Origin of the sequence: Leucobacter sp. NPDC015123, from assembly GCF_043080205.1 — a bacterium.
Lineage (GTDB): Bacteria > Actinomycetota > Actinomycetes > Actinomycetales > Microbacteriaceae > Leucobacter > Leucobacter aridicollis_A.
The window spans coordinates 261,914-277,708 of the sequence record NZ_JBIBVH010000003.1 but is presented as its reverse complement, the minus strand read 5'-3'; the positions used below and the strand labels follow the sequence as shown (position 1 = coordinate 277,708).

General features: G+C 67.2%; 15 protein-coding genes. 9 read left to right on the top strand and 6 right to left on the bottom strand.

The features are described 5' to 3' along the window. Nucleotides 1-2: 2 nt before the first annotated feature. From ACF07D_RS08065 to ACF07D_RS08055, 3 genes are all read right to left on the bottom strand, one after another. Complete coding sequence (locus ACF07D_RS08065) at nt 3-1,550, bottom strand: hydantoinase/oxoprolinase family protein (RefSeq protein WP_119283885.1); 1,548 nt, start codon at nt 1,548-1,550, stop codon at nt 3-5. A 62-nt stretch (nt 1,551-1,612) separates the two neighbouring features. After that, entirely contained in the window at nt 1,613-2,962 is a 1,350-nt protein-coding gene (locus ACF07D_RS08060) for a purine-cytosine permease family protein (protein WP_391504538.1), read from the bottom strand. 124 nt (nt 2,963-3,086) lie between these two features. Next, nucleotides 3,087-4,529: an AAA family ATPase gene (locus ACF07D_RS08055; protein ID WP_391504537.1), complete on the bottom strand. Its 1,443-nt coding sequence runs from the start codon at nt 4,527-4,529 to the stop codon at nt 3,087-3,089. A 66-nt stretch (nt 4,530-4,595) separates the two neighbouring features. Between ACF07D_RS08055 and ACF07D_RS08050 the strand changes: the two genes are divergently transcribed. Further along, complete coding sequence (locus ACF07D_RS08050; protein ID WP_391504536.1) at nt 4,596-6,581, top strand: vWA domain-containing protein; 1,986 nt, start codon at nt 4,596-4,598, stop codon at nt 6,579-6,581. Between the two features lie 56 nt (nt 6,582-6,637). Next, entirely contained in the window at nt 6,638-7,537 is a 900-nt protein-coding gene (locus ACF07D_RS08045; RefSeq protein ID WP_391504535.1) for a hypothetical protein, read from the top strand. Nucleotides 7,538-7,583: 46 nt separating this feature from the next. Here the strand turns inward: ACF07D_RS08045 and ACF07D_RS08040 are convergent, their stop codons facing one another. The 3 genes from ACF07D_RS08040 to ACF07D_RS08030 form a co-directional block, all read right to left on the bottom strand. Then, complete coding sequence (locus ACF07D_RS08040) at nt 7,584-8,651, bottom strand: VanZ family protein (RefSeq protein ID WP_391504534.1); 1,068 nt, start codon at nt 8,649-8,651, stop codon at nt 7,584-7,586. 59 nt (nt 8,652-8,710) lie between these two features. After that, entirely contained in the window at nt 8,711-9,316 is a 606-nt protein-coding gene (locus tag ACF07D_RS08035; protein WP_391504533.1) for an acyl-CoA thioesterase, read from the bottom strand. 62 nt (nt 9,317-9,378) lie between these two features. Then, nucleotides 9,379-9,837 carry a VOC family protein gene (locus ACF07D_RS08030; protein ID WP_119283878.1) on the bottom strand — a complete coding sequence of 153 codons (459 nt, stop codon included), beginning with the start codon at nt 9,835-9,837 and terminating at the stop codon, nt 9,379-9,381. A gap of 122 nt (nt 9,838-9,959) precedes the next feature. Between ACF07D_RS08030 and efp the strand changes: the two genes are divergently transcribed. The 7 genes from efp to carA all read left to right on the top strand — a co-directional run bounded on the left by efp (nt 9,960) and on the right by carA (nt 15,791). Further along, the gene (efp, locus tag ACF07D_RS08025; protein WP_119283877.1) at nt 9,960-10,523 is read left to right on the top strand and encodes an elongation factor P; all 564 of its coding nucleotides are present in this window, start codon (nt 9,960-9,962) and stop codon (nt 10,521-10,523) included. 2 nt (nt 10,524-10,525) lie between these two features. Beyond that, nucleotides 10,526-10,942 carry a transcription antitermination factor NusB gene (gene nusB, locus ACF07D_RS08020; RefSeq protein ID WP_119283876.1) on the top strand — a complete coding sequence of 139 codons (417 nt, stop codon included), beginning with the start codon at nt 10,526-10,528 and terminating at the stop codon, nt 10,940-10,942. 107 nt (nt 10,943-11,049) lie between these two features. Beyond that, complete coding sequence (pyrR, locus tag ACF07D_RS08015) at nt 11,050-11,604, top strand: bifunctional pyr operon transcriptional regulator/uracil phosphoribosyltransferase PyrR (protein ID WP_255807737.1); 555 nt, start codon at nt 11,050-11,052, stop codon at nt 11,602-11,604. Then, nucleotides 11,601-12,569, top strand: a complete 969-nt coding sequence (locus ACF07D_RS08010; protein ID WP_391504532.1) for an aspartate carbamoyltransferase catalytic subunit — start codon at nt 11,601-11,603, stop codon at nt 12,567-12,569. Before pyrR ends, ACF07D_RS08010 begins: the two co-directional genes overlap by 4 nt. A gap of 11 nt (nt 12,570-12,580) precedes the next feature. Next, on the top strand, nt 12,581-14,032 hold the full coding sequence (locus ACF07D_RS08005) for a dihydroorotase (RefSeq protein ID WP_391504531.1): 1,452 nt from the start codon (nt 12,581-12,583) through the stop codon (nt 14,030-14,032). Then, a complete protein-coding gene (locus ACF07D_RS08000; protein ID WP_391504530.1) occupies nt 14,029-14,586 on the top strand; it encodes a hypothetical protein in 558 nt (185 codons plus the stop codon). Before ACF07D_RS08005 ends, ACF07D_RS08000 begins: the two co-directional genes overlap by 4 nt. Further along, nucleotides 14,583-15,791 carry a glutamine-hydrolyzing carbamoyl-phosphate synthase small subunit gene (carA, locus tag ACF07D_RS07995; RefSeq protein ID WP_391504529.1) on the top strand — a complete coding sequence of 403 codons (1,209 nt, stop codon included), beginning with the start codon at nt 14,583-14,585 and terminating at the stop codon, nt 15,789-15,791. The genes ACF07D_RS08000 and carA overlap by 4 nt, the downstream gene beginning before the upstream one ends. Nucleotides 15,792-15,795: the final 4 nt, after the last annotated feature.

The following is a 15,795-nucleotide window of genomic DNA, read 5'->3' as shown; positions in this document are numbered from 1 at the left end:
GGTTAGCCCTCCATGCTCAGGTCGCCGACAGCCTTCACGCGGATGCGCGTGGCGTTGCCTGGCAGGTACGGAATAGGCACCTCATCGAAGTCGATGATGGCGACTGTGTCGGGCTTCGCGCCCGCCGCGACCGCCTTCTCGATGGCCTCGGCGCGCACCTCGGCGATAGTCTGTTCGCGCTCGCCCGGCGCGATCGAATACACCTTGTCGATCTCGCCGCCGACCTGCGCAATCGAGGCGCCGATCGCGTTCGCGACGGCGTAGTTCTCAGGCTTGGAGACCTCGCCGAAGATCGGGAGCACGTCGGGCAGCAGCACGGAACCGCCGCCGACAGCGACGACCGGGATCGGCTCGGGCGACGTGCGCATCCGATCGACGGCCTCCGCGACGCGCTCCGCAATCCTGTCGAGCACGCGCTGCACGAATGCGGGATCGAGGTGCGCGACCTTCGACGCGTCGCCAATGTTCGCTCGGCCCGCCGCGACCGCGATGTCTGTCGCCGTGAGCACGTCGCCGCCGAAGACCAGCGCATCGGTGGAGAGTCGGTAACCAACGGACTCCGGCCCGACCTCGGCGGTCTCCGTGTCGACGATGCTGCCGCCACCAATGCCGAGCGAGAGCACGTCAGGCATCCGGAAGTTCGTGCGCACGCCGGCCACCTTGACCTCATTCGCGGTCTCGCGCGGGAACCCGTTGATGAGCAGCCCAACGTCGGCTGTGGTGCCACCGACGTCGATGACCGCGCAGGTCTCAAGCCCGCTCGTGAGCGCAGCGCCACGCATCGAGTTTGTTGGGCCAGACGCGAAGGTCGCGACGGGGTAGCGGCGCACGTAGTCCTCGTCCATCAGGGTGCCGTCGTTCTGGCTCAAGAAGATCGGCGCCTCAATACCCTCGGCGCGGACCGCGGCGGTCAGGCCGTCGACGATCTCGGACGCGAGTTCGCGGAGCGCGGCGTTGATGACCGTTGCGTTCTCGCGTTCGAGTAGTCCGATGCGACCGATCTCGTGAGACAGCGATACTGCGACGTCGTCTCCGAGCACCTCGGAAACGATGCGCGCGGCCTCTACCTCAAGGTCGTGGTTGACGGGGCTGAACACCGACGAGATCGCGACCGAGCGGATCCCGTGCTCCCGCATATCAGCGGCGTGCGCACGGAGTTCCTCGGGGTCGAGCGGGCTGATGGGGCGGCCGTCGAACTCGTAGCCGCCGTGTGCGAGGTAGCTGCGAGCCTCGATGGCGTCCTTGAGTTCCGCTGGCCAATCGACGAGCGGCGGCAGCGCCTGGGTCGCAGGCAGACCGAGGCGGAGAGCCGCGGTGGGGGCGAGGCGCTTGGCCTGCACGAGGGCGTTGATGAAGTGCGTGGTGCCGATCATCACTGCCGTGATATCGGCCCCCGCGAAGCTGTGCTTGTCGCGGAGCCCCTGGATGGCCTGGATGATGCCCGCCGTCACGTCTGGGGTGGTGGAGTGCTTGATGCCGACGAGCGTCTCGCTGCCGTTCATGAGCACTGCGTCGGTGTTGGTGCCGCCGACGTCGATCCCGATATGCATGGTTCTCGCTTTCGCTGGGTGTGGGAAGAGATGGGGTGGCCGGGGGAGGCCGCAAGTGTGGGCTAGGCGGTGCCGGCTGTGCTCGCTGTGCCAGCAGCAGCCTCAGGCTCGCGGGTCTGCACGGTGCCGACCGGGCGCACCCACCCGAGCTTTCCGGCGATGATGTAGAGCACCATCGAGATGAGCAGGGAGAACACCGCGGGGATACCCCAGGTGATGAAGTAGCCCGCGACCGAGGAGACGAGCCAAATGATGATCGTCGCGGGGACGAGCCGCGGTGCCGTGGCCGGGAGGCGGCCCTCGGCGCGGGAGGCCTCGAGCTTGGGGCGCCAGATCTTCACGATGAAGTACTCGGCGACCATGATGCCGGCGATCGGCGGGAACGCGACGGAGAGCAGGGTGAGGAACCCGGTGAGCTGGCCGAGAATGCCAGCGGCGGCCAAGACCGAACCGACGACGCCGAGCACGACCGTCGTAGTGACTCGGTTGAGGTTCTTGCCGAACGCCGTCGAGATGAAGTTCACGAGGCCGAGCGTCGACGAGTAGAGGTTCCAGTCGTTGATCTTCAGCGTCCCGGTGATGACGATGAGCAGTCCAACGAAACCGACAGAGGAGGTGATGATGGCGACGATATCGCCGCTCGCGGTGGCGTGTGCGAGCAGCACGCCCGAGAGCCCGATGACGAACTCGCCGAGGGTCACGCCGACGACTGTCTGCTTCACGACGTCCGGCCCGGTGCGGTTGAACCGCGTCATATCTGCAGAGATGATCGCGCCGACGATGAGTCCGCCGGCGACGATTCCAGTGCCGGCCCACACGCTCATCGCTGGCCCGGGCGGCGGCCCGGTCATGAGCTCGCCGATGTCGTGCCGGGAGAGCTCGCTGATGACTGACCAGCCGACAAGGATGAGAAACAACGGAACCGTGACATTCGCGAGCAGCTGCATTCCCTTGAAGCCAAACGCGACGATCGCCGTGACAGCGAGCCCGAAGAGGAGGCTCCAGACCCACACAGGGAAGATGCCGGGCATGAGGTTGTCGAGCGACTGGGCGGAGATGGCGGACTGAATGCCGAACCAGCCGATGAGGCTGATGCCGATCGCGAGCCCGACGAGGGAGGCGCCGACCTCGCCGAAGCCTGTCCACTTCGCGAGCAGCGACGTATTCAGGCCCTCGCGCTGCCCGATGAGCCCGACGAAGACGATGACGACCTCGAGGATCAGCGAGCCCAGTAGGAACGCGAGCACGGCGTCGCCGAACGTCATCGCGTAGCCGAGGGTCGCGCCGAGCAGGAATTGGGAGAGTGCAGACACTTGACCGAATCGCTGCACTGCGATCCCGAACCAGTGCTTGCGTGAGGACTGGGGCACTCTCGTGAGCGCGAAATCGTCGCCGTGCGTGCTGCTTGCCATGAGCATCCTTGCCTAGGAATGGAAGAGGGTCATCGCCAGGCTATGCTCGAGCGGACACCCCGTCACTGTGCCGAGTGCACTTTGTTGACTCCATGATGTGCGGTGTGCACAGGCAGTGCCGTCGTCAGCGCGTGTGAACTCGGGCTCCCACGAGGAATCCCTGAGATCGCAGGATGAGGGTGAGCACCTGACGATCCTCCGCGTGCATCACACCATCGACGAACCTGCCGAGCGCGTGGTCGAGGGTGACCTGCCCGGCGCTCCCGGCAACCTTCTGCACGATTGCGACGAGCGTGCGTGGCGCGAGCACGGACTCTTCGAGGCCAGGCCGCCCATCGATCTCGCGCTCCGTCGACACGAATCGACCGAAGCCTTCCCCGTGCGCACCGGCAAACACCTGCTGGCTGATGAACGCGGCGCGCGCGACCCGCTCGAGATCGTCGGTTGGCAGCGGGACGTTCCCCGTCGCGTCGGCGATGGCGGCGGCCGCGAGGAGCGCATTCTCGCGCGGGGCGTCCGTGTACTCGAGGCCAGCGTCGGGGTAGTGCACCCGGTAACTGTTCGCGCCGAACCTGTTGACAAGCTCGGCGCTCATGCGATCGATGCCGCGGTACCGGTGAGGCGTCTGTTCATTGGCGGTCGCGAGGATGGCGAATCCATGGGCGATCTCAACAGCCTCGCCGTTGTTCTCCTGCACGGCAAACGACTGTCCAGGTCGCAGCTGCAGGATGCGGTTGAGTCGCTTGAGAAACTCGGCGGGCATCGCGTTCACCTCGTCGAGGATGACTGGCCGCCCCTCGGTCATTGCGCGAAGCAGGGGGCCTGGCACGAAGACACTCACGGTGGCGCCGCCGTCTGAGCGCAGCTCGTGGCTGCCGATGAGCTGCGAGCTTGTGATGTCGCCGTACCCGGAGACGAGCTCCGGCTCGCTCCCGAGCTCGATGCGCGAGAGGTACTCGGCGAGCGCGGTCTTTGCGCCGCCAGTCTCTCCGAGCAGCAGCAGCGGCTCTCCGCGGGTGAGGGCCGGCGTCGCCTCGGCGATAATCGCGCGCATCTGACCGGTGAGCAGCAGCCCGCGACGCAGCTGTGCCCGGGCTTCGCGGATGCGGATTGCGGCGAGCGCCGCGAGCGCCCCGTCGCGAGCCTCTTCCGTCGTCAGACGATCCTGCAGCGTGACCTCGCGGTCCGCCTCAATTCTGTCTGCGCGTCCGTGAAGCGTCGCGACGAGCAGCGCCTCGGCCTGGATCAGCGACCGTCCCTCGCGCGCGGCATCCGTCGCGATCGCGGCGGCCTGCTGTCGCAGCTCGCGCGCCGACAGGGTCGCGCGCCAGGCGGTCACCGCGGCGCGCAGCGTCGCCGCCCGTTCAGTCAGGGCACGGTCGATGATCTCCCCGCTCTCGGGGTCGTTGTAGAGTGCCTGGAGGCGCCCCTCGAGCGCCTGCTGCGCGTCGGCGGCGAGCGCGGCGCGTGGCGACGTTCCCCCGGCGGCGACGCGGCGGGTGCGCGCGAGCTCCCGGCTGACGTCTGCGGCCTCGGCGAGCACTGGATTTGCGTCGTACGAGAGCATGCTGCCACGCTACCATCAGGCGGTGAGCCGAGTTCTCCTTGAGGTGTTCTCGGTAGTGTGGTGCGCATGGAGCATGTGCGGGGCGAGGCTGTGACGCGCGGCGCGCTCGCGGCTGCCTCAGCCGTCCTCGGCATCCCTGTCGTCGTGCACGACGGCGATGCCTGGAGCGTGCGGGATGGAGCCGCACACGTCGGGCTGGGCTGGGCCACCGTGTCGGGCGACCCCGACGACGTGGTCGCTCGCGCGCTGCTGCTGCTCTGGGAATCAGTGCGCGAAGTGCGGGTCGCGCCGTCTCGCCGCAGCCGGCGGCTCGCGCTCGGCGGCGCGCGGCCCGAGCTTGAACCGCTGCTCGCGGCGCTCGATCGGCTCCTCGCGGCGGCGGAGCTGCTCGCCGCGCTCCCGAACCTGCGGATGCCCGTGGTGCGGGCGATTGTAGCCGCGGGCTGGGCGGATCCAGCCGAGCTGCCGCGGCATCTCCAATGGGTGTCGCTCGTCCTGGACACCGCCGCCGCGCGCTGGGCGAGCGGGGGAGCCGGGACCGCGCCCTACTACGACTCTCTCGCCCCCGAGGTGCAGCGGGAGCTTGCGGCCCTCGACGGGGCGGCGGGCATGACCTCGGGCGCGCTGCTTCTCGCGCTCTCGCCGGACCCCCGACGCTCGCCGATCGAACGGTTCGAGCGCGCGTACGGCCTGTTCGCTCCGGCGTATCTTCGGCTGCTCGCTCTCGACATTGTCGGGCGCGGGCCGCAGGACGGTCGGGCTGGCGGCGAGTCCGCGGATCAGGATCCCGGCGCGGACGCGTTCGACAGTTCCCTAGCTGCTGCTGATGAACAGACGGACGACGGTGCTGGTGACGACGGTGCCGGTGGCGAGACCGACGGCGACGAGGCACCGGGCGGCACCGCGACGAGCGATGACGACACCGAGCAGGCGCGCGCCGGCGACCGCAAGGACGGCGCCGAGGGTGCCGATCTGTTCGCCGCGGAGCAGGCGGGCTTTGTAGAGACAGTGCTATCGACGCCGCTCCCGGCCTCGGGATCCTGGGTCGAAGAAATGGAGCTCCCCGACCTCGCGCGCCCAGACGACGCCGACCGCGACACCAGTCGCAATGCCGACCGAGACCGGCCCGACCGCGCGACTGAACTCGGCACCCCGGGCGGTGGCGGCGGTGCGGCGGCGCTGTCGAGCTATCGGGACAGGGTGACGCAGCACGCCCGCAGCATTGAGCGCGTGCGCGACGTGTGGCGGCAGATTGTCTCCGAGCGGGTGCACCTCGAGCGCGCGTTCTCCCGTACGCCCGAGCCCGAGGGCGACCTACTCGATCGCGAATCGCTCGTACGGGCCGTCGCCGATGCGGCAGCCGGAGTTGAGCGGCCGCGCGCGTTTCTCCGACGCGAGCGACGCTCAAGGCGCAGCCGGCGGGAGGGCAGCACCGACTACGTGCTGCTGATCGACCGTTCGGCGTCAATGCAGGGCCCCGCTGCCTCGGCAGCCGCGACCGCGGCGCTCATCATGCTTGAAGCGCTCGCGGGTGTCGAACGCGACATCGCTGCCGAGGAACGCGCGCTCGGCATCGATCTCGAACTGAGCCTGCGCACGGCGCTCATCGTGTTCGACTCCACGCCTCTCACGGTGAAGCCGCTTGCGGGCGCGCTCGACGACGCCGCACGCGTCGCGCTGGACTCCGCCATCCACGCTCCGCAGGGCTCCACGAACGACGCCGCGGCGCTCAGGGCGGCAGCCACAGAGTTCGGGCTTGGGGGCTGGCTCGGTAGCAGGCAGAGCAGCAGGCAGAGCGGCAGGCCCGGTAGCGACGCGGTCTCGCGCCGACGCATCGCGATCCTCGTCAGCGATGGCGGCACAAACGACGCGACGGCGGCAGCCCGCGAGCTCGCGCGACTCAGGGCGCTCGGGGTGACGGTGTTCGGGATTGGGATCAACACCGACGATCTCGCCACACGCTTCGCTCCTGACGGGATGCGGCTCGACGCGGCGGAGGAGCTCCCTGTCGTGCTCGAGCGCCTTGTCACTGAGGCTGGACTCGGGCGCTAGCCTGCGAGTCCGCGCGACCGATCGAACCCCGATAGGCTCGGAGCGGAGGGAACACTATGCCAGGAAATGTGGGCGCGCAGGGGTCGGAGAACGAGGCACGCCTCGCGAGGCTGCTGTTTCCGGACCTCGCCGACGAGCTCGACCGAGCACACGCCGAGGGCCGCCGGGCTGCCGGCGGAACCGCGCCAGCGAGCGGCGCCGAGGCGATGCTCGATGCCGCCGCGCTGGCAGCCAGGCAGGGGGACCTCGGTCAGGCGGCATTCTCAAGCATTGACGGCCTCGAAGCAGTGCGCTTCACCCGCGGCTTTGAGCTCGCTCGTGAGGTAGCTGGCTGGCGCGACCTGCGCGTCCCCGAGCCCGAAGAGTTCTGGGCCGCCGGCGCCGATCACGCCGCGCTCGCCCGCGCGCTCATGGCCGATGCCTCGCTCGCCGTCGTGCCGACCATCTACGGGCTTGGGAGCGACGGCTGGGTCGCCCTCTTCCGCGCTGCAGCACGCCAACCGAGCAGTCCGCTGTCGCTCGCCGCGCCGCTCATCCTCGCCCCCGAGGTGACCGCCGAATTCGAGCTACTTGACGCCGTTCCGCGGGGCGTAGCCGCGGTGCAGGCTCGTGCGGGACAGGCTGGCGCGGTGCAGGCTGGTGCGGTGCAGGGCGGCGAAGTGTCCTGGACGCTGAGGCTGGTGCCCGCAACGCCGAAGCCGCCACTCGTCGGGCTCAGTCACTCGCACGGGCCGCATCCTGCGCTCCCCGAGATCCTGATGCTGCAGCTCATGCACGTCGCCGCTCGCGAGCCGCTGCTCGACGGGAGCAGCTTCACGTGGGTACACGGAACGCTCAGCGGCGGCAGGTTCGCCGCCCGTGAACTGTTCGACACGAGCGAGCGCAGCGTCAGGGTGAACACCCGCGAGGTCGGAAACCAAGGCCCCCACCTCGGCGCCCGCCCGCCGATCGGGTAGGCGAGGGGGCCGATTGGTTCCCGCCTCAGCTCAGGTTGCGCCGTGCCTACGCTTCCGGGGCCGCCCTGAACGCATCAACGACACGCTGGCCCGAGATATTGCCCGCAAGGCCGGAGCGGTCGGGCGTTGCGATCGCCCACACAAACACGGTGAGCGTGAATAGCCCCGGCGCCCACCCGAAACCGGCGTCGGTCAGGGCCGGTGCATTCAGCAGCTGGTAGCCGCCGATGCCGCCGATGAAGCGGAGCGGCCGGGCGAGCACCGCGGGGACGGCGCCGGGCTTGTACCTCACGTTGACAATGAAGTCGCCAATCGTGCGGCCCGTCAGTAGGACGAGCGCGAGCTGGATCGCGAGCGCCGCGACCCAGCCAAACGCAGGCGACGGGTTTTCGGCCACGACCGCCGGGTCCTGGCCGAGCACGCTGATCTGCACGAGGTTTCGCGAGATCTCAGCGACGACGCTGATGAACCCGACGGAGACCAGGTCGCCAAGCATCCCGAGGAAGCGGCGCCCGAACGTGACCGGGCGCGGTCCGAGCTCACCACGCGGGGTCACCGGCCGCAGCCTGAGCATGGCTGCGAGGAGAGCGCCGAGGAGCCCGCCCGTAGTGTTCACGATAATGTCATCGACGTCGAAGAGGCGGTAGGCGCAGTCATAGATGCCCCAGAGGCCGGTGAGCTGAGAGGTCTCGATGAAGAGCGAGATCCCGAGGCCGATGAGCGCCGTCGCGAGCACACCGCGCCCCCAAAGGAGGCGGGTGAAGAACCCGAGCGGCATGAATAGCAGCACGTTGAAGGCGATCTGCAGCACCGCGGGGTTCGTGACGAGCGCACGCGCCGACGATGTGTCGTAGTCGGCAATATCGGCGACGGAGGCTCCCGGGGTAAACCTTGGAGCGACGCATTCGTAGCTGCCAGGTTCAGGCAGCGGCAGCATGGTGTACGTCAGCAGAGCGCACGCGTAGACAGTAAACGCACCCCAGATGAAGATTCGGCCGGGGGAGAGCCGGCCGAACCTGCGGTAGTTCGCGGCGATCAACGGCACGATGATGACGATGAGAAACAGGCTGCCAAAGAGAATGGCGATGAGTCCAGGCCAGATCCGTGCTTCCATACCGCTACGCTAGCGCCTCGCGTCGGCTCCCTCGACCGTGGCTATTACTTTGACCGCCGCTAATGCCTCGACGAGTGGGAACCTTCACCCCACGTACTCGGGGCGTCGACTCGCGTCGACGGCAGCTTGGTCGTCTCGCCCCAGGTGAGATACTCAGCAGGTACGTGCAGCGCGTCAGGGTCAGCGCCCGACTTCGCAAGAATTTCGTCGATTGGCACGACGCCGCCCGCGCGGCGAAGGATCCGGGCACGTACGATCGCCCGAGCATACACCTCGGGTTCGCCTGCGATCGCACTCCCGCTCGGCGCGGGGCGCACAAAACGCTGCTCCATGTAGACAGCCTGCTCGTCGACACCCAGAATGCGTGACTCGATGGTGAACTTCATCCAAGGGTTCAGCGACTTGCGGTACGAAATTGTCTGGCCAACGACGACCGGATACCAGGCCTCGCGAGCGAAGAGGTCGAGCACGCCGTTTCGCTGCATGAGGTCGAAGCGGCCAACGTCCATGAGTGAGAGGTACTTGCCGTTATTCATGTGCCGCAGGATGTCGAGGTCTGTCGGCCACACTCGAAAGTCGGAACGCGAGACAGCGCCGAAATCGAGGCGCGGCCCTCGCGGGCCCACGAACCACCTGTGCCAGAGCGTACGAGGAAGCATATGCATGCCCCGATACTAGAAGATAGCTAAGTCCCCGCGCGCAGTATTGGCGGGTGTGCACAAAACTGCTACGCGCCAACCGCGCAGAACTCGTTGCCTTCAGGATCGCGCATGATCCACCACACGCCCGCGGGGCCCTGGTCTATGCGCTCGACGCGCGTGGCGCCCAGCAGCTCAAGCCTGTGCGCGAGTTCCTCGAGCGTGCGTTCTGTGTCATGGACGTCAATGTGAAGGCGATTCTTTCCTGACTTCTGTTCGGGGACAGCCTGGAAGAGGATGCGCCGGCCGTGACCGGCGCCAGTGACAGGATCAAATGGGTCGTCGGGGTGGCGAACGGCAGCGAGGCCCGCGAACCTCGGTGTCCCGGCATGCACGATGGTCTCCGACTCGGGAAGGTCACCGTTCCGCACGAGTTCGGAGACGAGCGCGCCAGGATCCTCGACAACGTACTCGAGCGCGGCCGCCCAAAAATCAGCGAGCGGATGTGGCTCGACAGAATCAATGATGAGTTTCCAGTGCAGTGCCATGGCGTCATGGTACGTCGCGATGGCCGAAACCTGTAGCCCCCAGGCGTGCCGAGCCCCCGCGGTGTAAGATGGATCGGCGCGCACGGCGCACGAACTTTCACTCAGGCTTTGGAGAACACCGCATGGCAACCTCGAACGACATTAAGAACGGCACCGTTATCAAGGAGGCGGGCCAGCTCTGGAGCGTCCTCGAGTTCCAGCACGTCAAGCCAGGTAAGGGCGGCGCGTTCGTCCGCACCAAGCAGAAGAACGTCGTCTCGGGCAAGATCATCGACAAGACTTACAACGCTGGAACGAAGATCGAGACGGCAACCGTCGATCGCCGCGACTTCCAGTACCTCTACCAGGACGGTGCTGACTTCGTCTTCATGGACATGTCTGACTACGATCAGATCACGGTTCCGGCGGTCGTCGTCGGAGACGCTCACAAGTTCATGCTTGAGAACCAGCAGGTCCAGATCGGCCTCCATGAGGGTGAGCCGCTCTACCTTGAGCTTCCCGCCTCGGTCGTGCTTGAAGTGACCTACACCGAACCCGGCCTTCAGGGCGACCGCTCGACAGGCGGCACGAAGCCCGCGACTGTTGAGACCGGCGCTGAGATCCAGGTGCCGCTCTTCCTTGAGGCCGGCACCAAGGTGAAGATCGACACCCGCTCGGGTGACTACCTCGGCCGCGTCAACGACTAGGCGTGTCAGCACGGACGAAGGCGCGCAAGCGCGCCCTTGACATGCTCTTCCAGGCCGATGTGATGAACACGCCGGTCATGGAAGTTGTCGCAGATGAAGCGAAGCGCGCGGTCGGCGAGCCCGACCGCGTCGCCTCGTGGCTCTACGCCCGCGAGATCGTCGACGGCGTGAACGATCACCGCGAGGAGATCGACGAACTCATCGCGAGCTACGCCCAGGGCTGGACGATCGAGCGGATGCCGAACGTCGACCGCGCACTGCTGCGAATCGCTTCATGGGAGATGCTGCACAACCCCGAGGTTCCTGCCGCGGTCGCGATCAACGAGGCGGTCGCCCTCGCAAAGGAGTACTCGACAGACGATTCGAGTCGCTTCGTGAACGGTGTGCTCGGCAAGATTGCGGAGCACGCGGGCGCGTAGCCTGAATCAGCGTCTGTGGGTGAATGCGGTGCGAACGGTGCGCTAGACTAGTGCAGCTACAGCTTTTCTTTAATGGTGTCCAGTGAGGCGCAGAAGGGGGGCGGTGAATGACCACGCGAACGGTTCTCGATGGAGCCGAGATTTCGCGGGCCTTGACCCGAATCTCGCATGAAATCATCGAGGCAAACAAGGGAGTTGCTGACCTCGTGCTTGTCGGCATCCCCACTCGCGGGTCGATGCTCGCGCAGCGGATCGCCGAGAACATCTCGCGTATCGAGGGTGTCGACGTTCCAGTCGGGAGCCTCGACACGACGATGTACCGCGACGATCTCGCGCAGCACCCGACTCGCACCCCGCACCCCACAGACATGCCCGTAAGCGTCGACGGCGTCACGGTCGTGCTCGTGGACGATGTGCTGTTCTCCGGCCGAACCGTGCGAGCCGCGCTTGACGCGCTTGGCGACCACGGCAGGCCAAAGGCAGTCAGACTCGCGGCGCTCATCGACCGAGGGCACCGCGAACTCCCGATCCGCGCAGACTACATCGGCAAGAACCTCCCGAGTTCGCGCGATGAGCGCATCTCGGTGAAGCTCGCGGAGCACGACGGCGAGGACTCGGTCACGATCAGTGGTGGCACGCGAGACGCGGGGGAACACGCATGAGGCACCTGCTCGACACGCGCACGTTGAACCGGGACGACGCGATCCTGATCCTCGACACCGCCGAGGACATGGCAGCGACCCAGCAGCGCGAGATGAAGAAGCTCCCCACGCTTCGTGGCAAGACAGTCGTCAACCTCTTCTTCGAGGATTCGACGCGCACCCGGATCTCGTTCGAGGCTGCCGCGAAGCGGCTCTCCGCAGACGTCATCAACTTCAGCGCGAAGGGGAGCTCGGTCTCGAAGGGCGAGTCCCTGAAGGATACCGCGCAGACGCTGCAGGCGATCGGCGCCGACGGAGTGATCATTCGTCACCCAGCGAGCGGCGCTGCAGCGCGTCTCGCCTCGAGCGGCTGGATCGATGCGGGGGTGCTCAACGCAGGCGACGGAATGCACGAGCACCCAACGCAGGCGCTACTCGACGCGTTCACGATGCGCCGTCGCCTGCACGGCGATGGGAGCAGGGGCAGGGGCCTCGATGGCGCCTCCGTCGTCATCGTCGGCGACATCGCCCACTCGCGCGTCGCGCGCTCGAACCTCTGGCTGCTGCACGCGCTCGGGGCGAAGGTGAGCCTCGTCGCGCCCGAAACGCTCCTGCCCTTCGGCGTGCGCGACTGGCCGGTGACGCTGTACCACTCGCTCGATGATGCCCTTGCCTCGGAACAGCCCGACGTCGTCATGATGCTCCGGATCCAGACGGAACGCATGCACGCTGCGTTCTTCCCGAACGAACGCGAGTACGCCCGCAACTGGGGACTGGACGACGCCCGACTCGCTCGCCTCCAAGAACGCGCGATCGTGATGCACCCCGGCCCAATGAACCGCGGCCTCGAGATCTCCTCGGGCGCCGCCGACTCGCCACGGTCGACAGTGCTCGAGCAGGTCGCGAACGGCGTCTCAGTGCGCATGGCCTGCCTCTTCCTGCTGCTGTCAGGCGAGCGGCCCCAGAGCGAACGAACCGAAGGATGAAGGAGAAGGTAATGACTCAAGGGATCCTGATCCGCGGCGCGCGACTCGCGGCCGACCTCGTCGAGCGCGGCGCCGACATCACCGGCGCTCAGCAGATGGACCTGCGTGTCGCGGACGGCCGCATTGTCGAGCGCGGCGGAGTCGCGGGCAAGCCCCGGCTCGAGCCGCGCGACGGCGAGCACGTCATCGACGCCGACGGCCTCGTCGCGTTCACTGGCTTCGTCGACCTCCACACGCACCTCCGTGAGCCGGGATTCGAGCAATCGGAGACCGTGCTGACAGGCACCCGCGCCGCCGCAGCCGGCGGGTTCACGACAGTGTTCGCGATGGCGAACACGCTCCCCGTGCAGGATACGGCCGGGGTTGTCGAACAAGTGCAGGCCCTCGGCGACGCTGCCGGCTACGCGACTGTGCGCCCCATCGGCGCCGTCACCGAGGACCTCGCGGGTGAGCGCCTGAGCGAGATCGGTGCGATGGCCCAGTCCCGCGCGCAGGTGCGCGTCTTCTCCGACGACGGCAAGTGCGTGCACGATCCGCTGCTCATGCGCCGCGCCCTCGAATACGTGAAAACGTTTGACGGCGTGATCGCGCAGCACGCGCAGGATCCCCGCCTCACCGAGGGCTCGCAGATGAACGAGGGCGCGCTCTCAAGCGAGCTCGGACTGAAGGGGTGGCCAGCGGTCGCCGAGGAATCGATCATCGCTCGCGACGTGCTGCTCGCAGAGCACGTCGGCGCGAGGCTGCACATCTGCCACCTGTCGACGGCCGGATCGGTCGAGGTGATCCGGTGGGCGAAGGCTCGAGGCATTCAGGTGACCGCGGAGGTGACGCCACACCACCTCATTCTCACCGAGGATCTCGCGCGCAGCTACGACGCGCGCTACAAGGTGAACCCGCCCCTTCGTCGGGAGGAAGACGTTCGCGCGCTGAGGCAGGCCGTCGCCGACGGGCTCATTGACATCGTCGCCACCGACCACGCGCCGCATCCAGTCGAAGCCAAGGAATGCGAGTGGGACTCGGCGGCGTTCGGGATGGTCGGCCTCGAATCGGCCTTCCCGATCGCGCTGCTCTCGCTCATCCAGCCCGGGCACGCCAGCTGGGCCGAGCTCGAGGCGCTGCTGTCGCGAAAGCCCGCCGAGATCGGCAGGCTCGTGGTTGGAGCCGACGGGGAGCACCCGAGCGCCATCGACGTCGGCCAGCCAGCCGACATCGTGCTCGTCGACCCCGAAGGCGTTAGCGTGTTCGACACCGCGCGCCTGCATGGGCTCAGCACAAACTCGCCGTTCCTCGGGATGGAGCTGCCAGGCCGGGTCGCGCACACCATCAGGAAGGGCTACCTGACGCTCGCAGACGGCGAGCTCATCGACACGGCACTCGTTGCTGAGCACGCGGCTGCACGGAATGCGGCTGCACAGCACTTGAACGCACAGCACTTGAACGCACAGAACGGAGCGAGCGCATGAGCCGCACAATGTTCCTGATCCTGTGGCTCGTCATCGCCTCCGGGATCCTCACCTTTATGGCGCTCGCCTGGCGCGCACGCAATCGGCGCGACGCAGGGCTCGCGCTGCCCGACCACGGCCTCGCCGGTGACGTCGTGCAGACGTTCGAGCACGTCGGCTACGTCTCGACGACGCCGGCGGGCGCGCCTCTTGAGCGGCTCGCGATCCCGGGCCTGCGCTACAAGGGTTGGGCTGACGTCACGGTTCGCCGCGACGGCGTCGAGATTGCTGTGACAGGCGAACGCCCGGTCCACCTCGCCGCTGCAAGCGTGCGCGGCACCGACTCGGCCGGTGGCCGCATCGGAAAGGTCGTCGAACGCGATGGCCTCGCGCTGCTGGGCTGGGAGGGCATCGATGGGCGCCCAGTCGAGTCGAGTTTCCGTTTTTCGACGGTTGGCGACCAGCGACGTTTCGCAGCCGCAGTTGGCGAGATCGCCCCGGGCACAGCCACCGAGAACTTTTCACCCCCAATTGCTTCAAGCAAGACCACCCACACGAGCCAGGAGGACGCGTGACCACGACGACGAATGAAGTGACGGTGCCACCAGCATCCGCACTCCCCACAGGAGCAGCTGTGCTCGTGATCGAGGATGGTACGCGATACGAAGGTCGCGCATACGGCGCGACCGGACGCTCGCTTGGCGAGATTGTGTTCTCGACGGGAATGACCGGGTACCAGGAGACGTTGACCGATCCCTCGTATGCGGGGCAGATCGTGATGATGACCGCGCCGCACATCGGAAACACCGGTGTAAACGACACCGATATGGAGTCTCGCAAGATTTGGGTCGAGGGCTTCGTCGTCCGCGATCCGGCTCGTCGGGTATCAAACTTCCGCGCCCAGCGCTCACTCGATGAGGATCTTGTCAACGACGGCGTCGTCGGCATCTCCGGGATCGACACCCGGGCCGTCACCCGGAAGATCCGTTCGGTCGGCGCCATGCGCGCTGGCGTGTTCTCGGGTGCAGACCTCGAGCTGTCAGCTGACGAGCAACTCGCGCTCGTTCGTGACCAGGCTGGTATGGCGGGAAAGAACCTGTCGGCGGAGGTCACGACCCCTGAGCGGTATGAGGTGCCGTCCGCCGAGGGCGTCCAGCGCGTCGGCTCGATCGCAGTGCTCGACCTCGGCATCAAGCGTGCGACAGTGCAGTACCTCTCGGAGCACGGCTTCGATGTGACAGTGCTGCCTGCGCAGACGACGCTCGAAGAGATCCGCGAGCTCGCACCAGACTCGCTCTTCTACTCGAACGGCCCTGGTGACCCTGCTGCAAGCGACGCACAGGTCGAGCTCCTCGCGCAGCTGCTGCGCGACGGCCTGCCGTACTTCGGTATCTGCTTCGGCAACCAGCTGCTCGGCCGCGCGCTCGGTCTCGACACCTACAAGCTGCCCTTCGGGCATCGTGGTATCAACCAGCCAGTGCTCGACAAGCGCACCGGTCGCGTCGAGATCACCGCGCAGAACCACGGCTTCGCAGTCGACGCGCCGATCGACGGCGAGTTCGAGTCGCCTGCCGGCTTCGGTCGCGTCCAGGTCAGCCACTACAGCCTGAACGATCAGGTTGTCGAGGGCCTCGAGTGCCTTGACATCCCAGCGTTCTCGGTGCAGTACCACCCCGAGGCGGCCGCCGGCCCGCACGACGCCTTCTACCTGTTCGACCGCTTCCGCGCTCTGGTCCAAGACCGCGCCGCAGCCGCCGACACCACCACTCAGGGAGCTTAACCAG